Genomic DNA, 12058 nt, shown 5'->3' with positions numbered 1-12058 from the left:
ACTATGGCAACCTGTGCCTGAACGCGGCTGGCTGCCAGGCCGCTTGCGGCCACCGGACGCCACTCCAGCCGATAAGTTTCCAGGGCCGCGGCACTCGCTTGCAAGCCCCTTCCCCAGCTTGCTGCAACAGCCCCCTAAAAAACGCCAATTTTTCAATAAGTTTTAACTTCCGCACAGCATTCAGATTACCAGCCCGCGTGCAGGCACGCCGCTCCGAAATTTTTCCATAAAAGTTCAGCAAACTGCGAATTGAAACCGCAAAATCCTCCCCCCTCATGCAGCGGCTTAGTGTTCTTTAATCAAATCTCGCCTGATAATAACCCTTAGCGTGATCTTGTGTGATATAAACAATCCAAGCGAGTGCTCGTTCCGAATTTTAATTCCGGGCGCTGTGTCAATTCAAAGGGGTACCAGGATGAGTAACAATCGTTTTCAGAAAGTGACTGCACCGCCCTTCATGCCGCCCGTAATCCTCAACATCCTTTCGGTTGATGATGACGAAATAGACCGGTTGCGCCTTAAAAAGCTGTGCCGCAAGGCTGGAATGGAAGCCGAGTTCTTTGAGGCTGCCAATCTGGAGGAAATGCGCAAGCTGCTGGACAAGGAGCAGTACGACCTGGTTTTTCTGGACCACAATCTTGGTATGGATACCGGCCTGGATGCGCTGAAACTTCTGCTGAGCCACGAGGAACAGGTCCAAGCCGTCCCGATCATGCTCACTAGCGTCACCAGCTACCAGACTGCCGTCGAAGCCATGCGCCGGGGGTGCTCCGATTACATCGTCAAGGAAGAGCTTTCTATGGATGCGCTGATAAAGTCTATTGCCTCCGCCATCGAAAGGCGGGCCCTTTACGGCCAGCTCTCCAGCGCCAAAGCTTCAGAGAAGGAACTGAAGCGGATCTTTCAGCGCTTCATCGTCGGCTGCGGCCCCGATCTGCGCCTGCTGCTGAGCCGGACGCTTGCCGGGGTCAGGATCGTCAAGTCGCAAGCCCGCCAGGATGACAGTTTTTCTCCAGCCGTGCTGTCGGATGTGTCGATGCTTGAACGCAGCTGCAAGGATCTGGTGGCCTTCATGGATGATCTGGACAGCGTGATCGAAGACACCCGCGAAGTGACAGCCCGCGTGTCCCCAACCCTTCTCCAGTAGGGGACCGCCGCGCTTCTTCCAGCCCTCCAGCTGGTGATCGCACCGAACAGCACCAAGCCCCGGCAGAAAGGAGCGTCAGCACGATGCAAAGCCCCCGGAACGCCAGCCGCCCTGCCCTGAACATCATTCTGGTGGAAGATGATGACGGCGACGCAAAGGCCTTGCGGCGCGCCTTTGAGCAGGCCAGGATTGCCAATCCAGTTACCCGGTTTGCTGACGGGGTCGAGGCCTTGGCCTTCCTGCGTGGTGAAATGAGTCAGGTTCCGCCGCCTCATTTCGTGGTGCTGAGCGACATTAACATGCCACGCAAGAACGGGATTGAGCTTCTGCGGGAAATCCGCGCGGACCCGGTACTGCACAATATCCTGTTCATCGTGCTGACGACCTCGGATGACGATCGGGACATCTCTGAGGCTTATGCCAACAATGTCGCAGGCTACATACTGAAATCAAAGGCCGGCGACATGTTTACCGACCTAATGGCAACGCTCGACAATTACTGGCGGATTGTCGAACTGCCCGAAATCCACATCAGAAAGGTGACCGATGGCGGCGCTCAACATCCTGCTCATTGAAGATGACGCCGGCGACCGGAAACTGCTGCGCCGGTTACTAAAGCAGCCTCACCCGGACGCCAGCATCTCCGAAGCCGACAGCGGCGAGAAAGCGCTGGGGTTTGCCGGGCAGCCGGCGGACGTGATTTTCCTCGACTACCTGCTGCCGGACGGAACCGGGCTCGACCTGATTGCACGTTTGAATGAAGCCTGGCCACGGGCGGTGCTGTTCATGACCACTGGCCATGGCGATGAGGAGATTGCCAAAAGCGTTATCCTGGCCGGCGCCAGTGACTACATTCCGAAGTCGGCGCTCAGTGCAGAGGCACTGAAACGGATGATCGCAAACGGGCTGAAAGTTTCGGATATGCGCTGGCGCATTCAGGAACAGCAAAACGAGCTGAGGCTTTTCTCCGACGTTCTGGTTCACGACATGCGGGCGCCGTTGCGGGCAATCAAGTTCCTGTGCGATCAGATCCAGGAAGAGTATGCTGACGGTGACTTGGACGAGGTTGCCCGGCAATTCGACCTGATGAAGAAGTCGGTAAACAAAACATCCGAGCTGATTGAGCGGCTTGCCAGCCATATCAACCCGCACAGCGACGGCCGGGCAGAGCGAGTAACCGTTGACAGCCTGTTCGACAGCTTGCGTGCTGTCCTTGCGCAGGATCTGGCAGAATCCGGTGCCCGCATTGATTGGCAGTCCGGTGGGCTGAGGGTGGTCTGTTTTCCACCCGATTTTGTGCAGTTGCTGCAGAACCTGATTGGCAACGCAATAAAGTACAGCGGCGGCAAAACACCTGAGATCGTAATAACCGCGGAACCAGCCCAGCCGGGGCTGATGATCTCTGTAGCCGACAATGGCATTGGCGTGCCGCCGGAATACCGGGATAAGATTTTTGAGCCCTTCAAGCGGCTGCAGCGCGGCAGCGAGCAGCCTGGCACCGTCCTGGGGCTGGCAACCTGCGCAAAAATCGCCAAGCGGCACAAAGGACTTATCTGGTGCGACCCGCAAACTGAGGCCGGCACCACAATCCGGTTCACGATCAGCTTGGACGCGCTGCCTGCACGTCAATCAGCCTGAAATTAAAGGCATTACGTTACAGACAGCCTACACCGCTTCGCGATTGCTGAAGGTTGCGGACCGATCGGCAGAGGGGACGCCCCGCTATCTCAATGCGCCACGTTTTGCGTCATTGCCGAAAGGCGGGCTGCACTAGGCCAACTGAGGTCGCGCAGGCCGGAAATGCCTGTTTCAGCCGCAGCTGACGGGATGTTTTCACGCCAAAGAGCGCCTTGCTGCGTTTATCCCTCCAACGACACCCAAAGCACCTTGGCGTCTTCTTCACTGACAGAAACACAGCCGTGGCCCATGCCGCTGTCATAATAAACGGAATCCCCGGCCCCCATGCGCAACGGCCGGTAATGCTCCGTATAAAGGATCAGCTCCCCGCTCAGCACGAACATGAACTCCTCCCCCTGGTGGCGCACCCAATTGTCAAACTCGGTCACATCCCGGGCCTTGATGGTACTGATATAAGGCACCATGCGCTTGCTGGTCAGCTCGCTGCACAACAGTTCATGATCATAGGTCGAGGTTTCCTTGTGCTCGCCCTCGCCAGTGCGGGTGAAGTCCCGGCGCCCGGTGACGCCGCTTTGACTGGACTGCACAAACAACTGCGGTGTTTCCAGTTCCAGCGTCTGCATCAGCCGACGGATGATCTCGAAACTGGGACGGGTCTGGTTGTTCTCGATTTTGGACAAAGTGGACCTGCCAATGGCTGCTGCCTTGGCGGCCTCCTCCAATGTCAGCCCCTTTTCTTTGCGGGCTTCGCGAATCATTTTTCCTAGAACTTCGCCATCCGGGGCCTCCATGGCCTCGGGGCCCAGTCCTGTTTCTTCTGAGGGAATTGGTTCCATTTCTGCGAATTCTCCTGATCCGCAAACACTTTAGCTTTGATGTATTTTCCGGTCAAAATTTCCGTGATCGCACTTTTTGTTTGCAAGAGGGAAAAAGTTTCCTATAGGAGACGCAGCGTCGTATACGGCTGAATACGTGCCGGTCCTGAACCGCATTTCGGAGGAGAAACCACATGAGCGCATATGATCTGATCGTGATCGGAGCCGGTCCGGGCGGTTATGTCGCAGCAATCCGTGCTGCACAGCTGGGCATGAAGGTTGCCTGTGTCGAAGGCCGCGGCTCGCTGGGCGGCACATGCCTCAACGTTGGCTGCATTCCTTCCAAGGCGCTGCTGACTTCGTCCGCCAAGTACGCCGAGCTGTCCCACATCGCCGCGCATGGCATTTCCGTTGAGGGCGTCAGCCTGGATCTGGGGGCGCTGATGGCCCGCAAGGACAAAATTGTTGGTGACCTGACCAAGGGCATCGCCTTCCTGTTCAAGAAGAACGGCGTCGACCACATCGAAGGCTGGGCCAGCATTCCGGCACCCGGCCAGGTGCAGGTGGGGGAAGACAGCTACACCGCAAAAAACATTGTGATTGCCACCGGTTCGGAACCCACCCCCCTCCCAGGCGTGGAGATCGACGAGGTGGACGTGCTGAGCAGCACCGGAGCGCTGGCGCTTGAAGCTGCGCCAGAGCATTTGGTGGTGATCGGCGCCGGCGTGATCGGGCTTGAACTCGGTCAGGTCTGGTCACGTCTCGGATCGAAGGTGACGGTGGTGGAATACCTCGACCGCATCCTGCCCGGCATCGATGGCGAGATCGCTAAGCTGTCCCAGCGCGCACTGAGCAAGCGCGGTCTGAAGTTCCAGCTGGGCCGCGCGCTGAAGACCATAGAAAAGGGCGAAAACGTTCTGACCCTGACCCTGGACCGCGTCGGCAAGGACACCCAGGAACAGATCACAGCGGACAAGGTGCTGGTTGCCATCGGCCGCCGCCCGGTCACCTGCGGCCTTGGGCTGGAAGCGCTGGGTGTCTCCATCAACGCGCGAGGCTTCATCGAAGTGGATGAAACCTTCCAGACCTCGGTGCCCGGCGTCTTTGCCATTGGCGATTGCGTGCCCGGCCCGATGCTGGCGCATAAGGCCGAGGAAGACGGCGTTGCCTGCGTCGAGATGCTGGCCGGCGAGCACGGCCATGTGGATTACAACACCGTGCCCGGCGTGGTTTACACCGACCCGGAAGTTGCCTCCGTCGGCCAGACCGAGGAAGCGCTGAAAGAGGCCGGCACCGAGTACATTTCCGGCAAATTTGCCTTCATGGCGAACTCCCGCGCGCGCTCAACCGGTGAAACTGACGGTGCCGTGAAGGTGCTGGCAACGCCAGCGGGCAAGATCCTTGGCGCACATATCTGCGGCGCGCATGGCGGCGACCTGATTGCCGAGCTGGTGCTGGCAATGACCAAGGGCGCAACCGTCGAGGAGGTAGCGCGCACCTGCCACGCACACCCCGCGATGGGCGAGGCGGTGAAAGAAGCCTGCCTCGACGCGCTTGGCCGCGCCATTCACGCCTGATCCGGAGGTCCGCCAGATGACGATCCAGCTGCGCCCCCGCCACCCGGAAAAGGCCCACAAGGCCGACAGCGCCATCCCGCGCAAGCCGAAATGGATCCGCAAGAAGAAGATCGAAAGCGCGGAATACTATGAGACCCGCAAGCTGATGCGGGAGCATGATCTGGCCACCGTCTGCGAAGAGGCCGCCTGCCCCAACATCGGCGAGTGCTGGTCCAAGCGCCACGCCACCATGATGATCATGGGCGAGGTCTGCACCCGCGGCTGCTCATTCTGCAACGTGACCACCGGCAAGCCGGACACGCTGGATGTGTTTGAGCCAGGCCGGGTTGCTGCGGCGGTCAAGAAGCTGGGACTGCGCCATGTGGTGATCACCTCTGTTGACCGCGATGATCTGGCGGACGGCGGAGCGGAGCATATCGCCCAAACCATCCGCGCCACCCGCCACCAGAACCCCGGCACCACAATCGAGGTGCTGACCCCGGACTTCCTGGGCAAAGGCGCGGCCGCTGATGCGGTATTCGAGGCTGCCCCGGACGTTTTCAACCACAACCTGGAAACGGTGCCACGCCTCTACCCGCGTGTGCGCCCTGGCGCGCGTTATTACACCTCGCTGCGGCTGCTGGATGACGCCAAACGCGCCAACCCGCAGTTGTTCACCAAATCCGGCATCATGGTCGGCCTGGGCGAAACACTGGAGGACGTGCGCCAGGTGATGGACGACCTGCGCGCGGCCCAGGTCGATTTCCTGACCGTCGGCCAGTATTTGCAGCCCACTCCCAAGCATCACCCGATCGACCGCTTCTGGTCGCCGGAGGAGTTTGCGCAGTTGGAACAGATCGCGCGTTCCAAGGGCTTTTTGCATGTGTCAGCGACACCGCTGACCCGCTCTTCGTTCCACGCGGATGAAGATTTTGCCGCCCTGAAAGAGGCCCGTCAGATGGCCTTGGCAAAGGGCATTTAACCTTAACGCAAGCGGGAGGAGACCCATGGAAGCGTTAAATTCAATCGTAGGAGCCGTAAACGGCGTGGTTTGGGGGCCGATGATGCTGGTCCTCATTCTCGGCGTCGGCTTCTTCCTTCAGGTCGGCCTGAAATTCATGCCGATCCGGAAACTGGGCATGGGCTTCGGCCTGATGTTCAAAGGCCGTGAAGGCACCGGCGAAGGCCAGATCACCCCGTTCAACGCACTGATGACGGCACTGTCGGCCACAATCGGCACCGGCAACATCGCAGGCGTTGCGACTGCCGTTTTCCTCGGCGGCCCCGGTGCGCTGTTCTGGATGTGGATGACCGCGCTGGTCGGCATGGCCACTAAGTATTCCGAAGCTGTTTGCGCGGTGAAATTCCGCGAGCGGGACGAAGAAGGCAACTATGTCGGTGGCCCGATGTACTACATCAAGAACGGCCTCGGCGCGAAATGGGCCTGGCTGGGTGTTGCTTTTGCCGTGTTCGGCTCCATCGCGGCCTTCGGCATCGGCAACGGAGTACAAGCCAACGGTGTGGCGCAAGTGCTGGAAACAAACTTCGGCTTCAACACCTCTGTCACCGGCGTAGTTCTGATGGTGCTGACCGGCGCTGTGATCCTGGGCGGCATCACCCGCATCGGCGCAGTGGCTGGCAAGCTGGTTCCGTTCATGGCGGTCAGCTACATCATTGCGGGCCTGATCGTGCTGGTCATCAACGCAGACGCTATCGGCGCCGCGTTCGGCTTGGTGTTCACCCATGCCTTCACCCCGTCGGCAGCCGAAGGCGGCTTTGCCGGTGCGGCGGTCTGGGCCGCGATCCGCTTTGGTGTGGCCCGCGGTGTGTTCTCCAACGAAGCGGGCCTCGGCTCCGCCCCGATTGCGCACGCAGCGGCTGAGACCAAAGGTCCGGTCAACCAGGGCCTGATCGCGATGCTGGGCACCTTCATCGACACCATCATTGTCTGCTCGATCACCGGCCTGGCGATCATCGCCTCCGGCGCCTGGACCTCGGGTGAATCCGGTGCGGCGTTGACCTCGCTGGCGTTCGAAACCTCGCTGCCCGGCTTCGGTGGCTACCTGATCGCAATCGCTCTGTCGATCTTTGCCTTCACCACCATCCTTGGTTGGTCCTATTATGGCGAGAAGTGCATGGAGTTCCTGTTCGGTGTGAAGGTCATGCTGCCCTACCGCATCCTGTGGATCATCGCGATTTACTTCGGTGCAACCGCCGATCTGGGCTTCATCTGGCTGCTGGCTGACACGCTGAACGCGATGATGGCCATCCCGAACCTGATCGCCCTGGCGCTGCTGAGCCCGATCGTCTTCAAGGTGACGAAAGAGTTCTTTGCCACCGGCGGCAAATCGGAAGAAGCCGGCCACGCTGCCGAGTAAGCTCTCCGGGAGGGCGCGTCCTGCGCCCTCCTCCACCCCGAAACCCTAGTAATTCAAAGGCTGCACAGGATGACCGACGCACCCAAACGCACCCCGCTTTATGACCTGCACGTCGAGCTTGGCGGCAAAATGGTCGACTTCGCCGGCTGGGAAATGCCGGTCCAGTATCCCATGGGCATCATGGGCGAGCACAAGCAGTGCCGTGAAAAAGCAGCGTTGTTTGACGTTTCCCACATGGGCCAGGTGATCCTGCGCGGTGAAAACGTGGGCGAGAAGCTGGAAACGCTCTGCCCGCAGGCCTATGCCACCCTCAAGGAAGGCAAGGCGCGCTACGGCTTCTTCACCAACGAGGGCGGCGGCATCATGGACGACCTGATTGTCTCCAACGCTGGCGATCATTACTTTGTGGTGGTGAACGCCGCCCTGCGCCACCAGGACATCCCGCATATGCAGGCCAATCTGGACGGTGTCGAAGTAACCGAGATCTTCGATCGCGCGCTGGTTGCCGTGCAAGGCCCCAAGGCCGAGGACGTTGTCGGCGAGCTGTGCCCCGCAGCCCGTGAACTGAAGTTCATGGAGACCACCATTGCCGAGATCGGCGGTGTCGAATGCCGCATCTCCCGCCTGGGCTACACCGGCGAGGACGGCTACGAGATCTCGATCCCGGAAGCCGACGCAATCCGCGTGTCCAAGCTATTCCTGGCCCATGACGACTGCGAGCCCGCAGGCCTGGGCGCCCGCGACAGCCTGCGCTTGGAAGCCGGCCTCTGCCTCTATGGCAACGACATCGACCAGTCGACCTCGCCGATCGAGGCGTCGCTGTCTTGGGCAATCCAGAAGCGCCGCAAGGAAGAAGGCGGCTTCCCCGGTGCCGACCGGATCCAGAAGGAACTGGCCGAAGGCGCCGCCAAGAAACTGGTCGGCATCAAGCCCGAAGGCCGTGCCCCTGCCCGCCAGGGCGTGGAAATCCAAAGCGAAAGCGGCGATACTCTGGGCGCCATCACCTCTGGCAGCTTCGGCCCCACTGTCGGCGGCCCGGTTGCCATGGGCTATGTTGCGGCGGATCACAGCGCCGCAGGCACCAAGGTGAATCTCATCATCCGCGGCAAGGCGCAGCCGGCTGAAATCGTCGCCCTGCCCTTCGTTACTCAGAACTACAAACGCTAAGACATCATCAGGAGAGTCAACATGGCCACCTATTACTCTGAAGAGCATGAATGGATCACCGTCGAAGGTGACGTGGCAACCCTGGGCATCACCCAGCACGCCGCCGACCAGCTGGGCGAAGTTGTTTTCGTCGAACAGCGCGAAGCGGGTGAAGAGTTCGAAAAAGGCGGCGAGATCGGCGTCATCGAGTCGGTGAAAGCAGCCTCCGAAATCTACGCGCCGCTGGACGGCGAAGTGGTCGAGGTGAACGAAGCCCTGGCCGACAACCCCGGCGCCCTGAACGAAAGCCCGGAAGGCGACGCCTGGATCTACAAGATCAAGCTGTCGGACGCGTCGCAGCTGGACGATCTGATGGATCTGGACGGCTACAAAGCCCTGATCAGCTAAGCACCCCTTCCCCGCCGGAACCGTCCGGCGGGGTCCATTGCCCCAGACAAGGACCTCTGTAATGGCCTTCAAACTTACCGATTACGAAGCCTATGACTTCGCCAACCGGCGCCATATCGGCCCGTCTCCGACCGAGATGCGGGATATGCTGCAGGTGATCGGCTTCAAAACCCTGGACGAGCTGATCGACGCCACCGTGCCGCCCGCCATCCGCCAGAAAGAGGCGCTGGACTGGGGCCCGGCAATGACCGAGCGCGACGCCCTCTTCCACATGAAGCAGGTGGCCTCGAAGAACAAAGTGCTGACCTCGCTGATCGGCCAGGGCTACTACGGCACCACCACCCCGGCGCCGATCCTGCGCAACATCCTGGAAAACCCGGCCTGGTACACTGCATATACCCCCTATCAGCCGGAAATCTCCCAGGGCCGTCTTGAGGCGCTTCTGAACTTCCAGACGATGGTCAGCGATCTGACCGGCCTGGATGTTGCCAACGCCTCGCTGCTGGACGAAGCCACCGCCGCTGCCGAAGCCATGGCAATGGCGCATCGCGGCTCGCGCTCCAAGGCGAACAACGCGGCCTTCTTCGTCGACAAGAACTGCCACCCGCAGACCGTCGCCGTGATCCAGACCCGCGCCGAGCCTTTGGGCATCGACGTGGTGGTTGCCGATCCGGACGAGCTGGACCCGGGCGCGGTCTTCGGCGCGATATTCCAGTACCCCGGCACCTACGGCCACGTGCGCGATTTCACCAAGGAAATCGAAGCCATTCACGAGCACAAGGGCATCGCCGTTGTCGCCGCCGACATCCTGGCGCTGGCATTGCTGAAGTCGCCCGGCGAAATGGGTGCGGATATTGCCATCGGCTCCACCCAGCGTTTCGGCGTTCCGATGGGCTATGGCGGCCCGCACGCAGCCTACATGGCGACCACCGACAAGCTGAAGCGGGCCATGCCCGGCCGCATTATCGGCGTGTCGGTCGACGCCCGCGGCAACAAGGCCTACCGCCTGGCGCTGCAGACCCGCGAACAGCACATCCGCCGCGAAAAAGCCAACTCCAACGTCTGTACCGCACAGGCATTGCTGGCTGTCATCGCGTCGATGTACGCGGTCTACCACGGCCCCGACGGCATCAAGGCAATTGCCCAGTCGGTGCACCGCAAGACCTCGCGCCTGGCCGCGGGGCTGGAGGAGCACGGTTTCAAGGTGGAGCCGGAAGTCTTCTTCGACACAATCACCGTCGAGGTTGGCCCGCTGCAGAAAACTGTCATGGAGGCAGCCGTTGCCCGCGGCGTGAACCTGCGCAAGATCGGCGACAGCCACGTCGGCGTCTCGCTGGACGAGCAGACCCGCCCGGAAACCATCGAAGCGGTCTGGGGTGCTTTCGGCATCGAGAAGAAGGACGACAGCGTCAAGAACCGCGCCTACCGCCTGCCGGACTATGCGCTGCGTGAAAGCGAGTACCTGACTCACCCGATCTTCCACAAGAACCGGGCCGAGGCAGAGATCACCCGCTACATGCGCCGCTTGGCCGACCGCGACCTGGCGCTGGACCGTGCAATGATCCCGCTGGGGTCCTGCACCATGAAGCTGAACGCGACCATCGAGATGATCCCGGTCACCTGGCCGGAATTCGGCAACCTGCACCCCTTCTGCCCGGAAGACCAGGCGCAGGGCTACCACCAGATGATCGCCGATCTGAACGACAAGCTCTGCCAGATCACCGGCTATGACGCGATCTCCCAGCAGCCGAACTCCGGTGCGCAGGGCGAATACGCGGGCCTCTTGACCATCCGCAACTATCACGCGGCCCGGGGTGAAGCACACCGCAACATCTGCCTGATCCCGACCTCCGCGCACGGCACCAACCCGGCGTCGGCACAGATGGTGGGCTACAAGGTGGTTCCGGTGAAATCGGACGACAGCGGCAACATCGACGTCGCCGACTTCCGCGCCAAGGCCGAGGAGCATTCCGCAAACCTCGCGGCCTGCATGATCACTTACCCGTCGACCCACGGCGTGTTCGAGGAAACCGTGCAGGAAGTCTGCCAGATCACCCATGATCATGGCGGTCAGGTCTACATCGACGGCGCCAACATGAACGCCATGGTGGGCCTCGCGCAGCCGGGCAAGATTGGCGGCGACGTTTCGCACTTGAACCTGCACAAGACCTTCTGCATTCCGCATGGCGGCGGCGGCCCTGGCATGGGTCCGATCGGCGTCAAGGCGCATCTGGAAGAGCACCTGCCGGGGCACCCGGAGTACGGCACTGCAGTCGGTCCGGTTTCGGCGGCTCCGTTCGGCTCGCCCTCGATCCTGCCGGTCAGCTGGGCCTACTGTCTGCTGATGGGCGGCGAGGGTCTGACCCAGGCGACCAAAGTTGCGATCCTGAACGCGAACTACATCGCAGCCCGTCTCAAGGATGCCTACAAAATCCTTTACACCTCGGAAACGGGCCGTGTGGCGCATGAGTGCATCCTGGACACCCGCCCGCTGAACGATGAAGGCCACGTCACCGTGGACGACATCGCCAAGCGTCTGGTCGACTCGGGCTTCCACGCCCCGACCATGTCCTGGCCTGTGGCCGGCACGCTGATGGTGGAACCAACCGAATCCGAGCCCAAGGATGAGCTGGACCGCTTCTGCGACGCCATGCTGTCGATCCGCTCGGAGGCGCAGGACATAATCGACGGCAAGATCGACCCCGAAAACAACCCCCTGAAGCACGCGCCGCACACGGTGCGCGACCTGGTGGGTGAATGGGATCGTCCCTACAGCCGCGAACAGGCCTGCTTCCCGCCGGGCAACCTCGGCGTCGACAAATACTGGCCGGCCGTGAACCGGGTCGACAACGCCTATGGCGACCGTCACCTGATCTGCACCTGCCCGCCGATGTCGGACTACGAAGAAGCTGAAGCCTGATCAAACAGGCTTTCTGCCCCGCCGGCCTGTCCGGCGGGGCACCCCGCATG

At 61.1% G+C, this 12058-nt stretch carries 10 protein-coding genes; 9 read left to right on the top strand and 1 reads right to left on the bottom strand.

Annotated elements, in window-relative coordinates:
• Positions 1 to 415: 415 nt before the first annotated feature.
• The 3 genes from RA21_RS10740 to RA21_RS10730 all read left to right on the top strand — a co-directional run bounded on the left by RA21_RS10740 (position 416) and on the right by RA21_RS10730 (position 2785).
• Positions 416 to 1147, top strand: a complete 732-nt coding sequence (locus RA21_RS10740) for a response regulator (RefSeq protein ID WP_052257634.1) — start codon at positions 416 to 418, stop codon at positions 1145 to 1147.
• Positions 1148 to 1230: 83 nt separating this feature from the next.
• Entirely contained in the window at positions 1231 to 1722 is a 492-nt protein-coding gene (locus RA21_RS10735; RefSeq protein ID WP_039148673.1) for a response regulator, read from the top strand.
• A complete protein-coding gene (locus RA21_RS10730; RefSeq protein WP_039148670.1) occupies positions 1694 to 2785 on the top strand; it encodes a sensor histidine kinase in 1092 nt (363 codons plus the stop codon). The genes RA21_RS10735 and RA21_RS10730 overlap by 29 nt, the downstream gene beginning before the upstream one ends.
• A 221-nt stretch (positions 2786 to 3006) precedes the next feature.
• Here RA21_RS10730 and RA21_RS10725 read toward each other — a convergent pair whose 3' ends face one another.
• Positions 3007 to 3621, bottom strand: coding sequence for a helix-turn-helix domain-containing protein (locus RA21_RS10725; protein ID WP_039148668.1), 615 nt, complete (start codon positions 3619 to 3621; stop codon positions 3007 to 3009).
• Between the two features lie 173 nt (positions 3622 to 3794).
• On the opposite strand from RA21_RS10725, the gene lpdA reads away from it, so the two are divergent.
• From lpdA to gcvP, 6 genes are all read left to right on the top strand, one after another.
• On the top strand, positions 3795 to 5177 hold the full coding sequence (gene lpdA / locus RA21_RS10720; RefSeq protein ID WP_039148665.1) for a dihydrolipoyl dehydrogenase: 1383 nt from the start codon (positions 3795 to 3797) through the stop codon (positions 5175 to 5177).
• Between the two features lie 16 nt (positions 5178 to 5193).
• Positions 5194 to 6138, top strand: a complete 945-nt coding sequence (gene lipA / locus RA21_RS10715) for a lipoyl synthase (RefSeq protein ID WP_029204668.1) — start codon at positions 5194 to 5196, stop codon at positions 6136 to 6138.
• 25 nt (positions 6139 to 6163) lie between these two features.
• Complete coding sequence (locus tag RA21_RS10710; RefSeq protein ID WP_019294833.1) at positions 6164 to 7534, top strand: alanine/glycine:cation symporter family protein; 1371 nt, start codon at positions 6164 to 6166, stop codon at positions 7532 to 7534.
• Positions 7535 to 7603: 69 nt separating this feature from the next.
• Complete coding sequence (gene gcvT, locus RA21_RS10705; RefSeq protein ID WP_039148662.1) at positions 7604 to 8701, top strand: glycine cleavage system aminomethyltransferase GcvT; 1098 nt, start codon at positions 7604 to 7606, stop codon at positions 8699 to 8701.
• Positions 8702 to 8722: 21 nt separating this feature from the next.
• Complete coding sequence (gcvH, locus tag RA21_RS10700; protein ID WP_039148659.1) at positions 8723 to 9088, top strand: glycine cleavage system protein GcvH; 366 nt, start codon at positions 8723 to 8725, stop codon at positions 9086 to 9088.
• Positions 9089 to 9149: 61 nt separating this feature from the next.
• Complete coding sequence (gene gcvP / locus RA21_RS10695) at positions 9150 to 12008, top strand: aminomethyl-transferring glycine dehydrogenase (protein WP_019294830.1); 2859 nt, start codon at positions 9150 to 9152, stop codon at positions 12006 to 12008.
• Positions 12009 to 12058: the final 50 nt, after the last annotated feature.

Origin of the sequence: Leisingera sp. ANG-DT (genome assembly GCF_000813785.1) — a bacterium.
Taxonomy (GTDB): domain Bacteria; phylum Pseudomonadota; class Alphaproteobacteria; order Rhodobacterales; family Rhodobacteraceae; genus Leisingera.
Note: the sequence above shows the minus strand (reverse complement) of the source record. Positions and strands in the feature narration are given on the sequence as shown.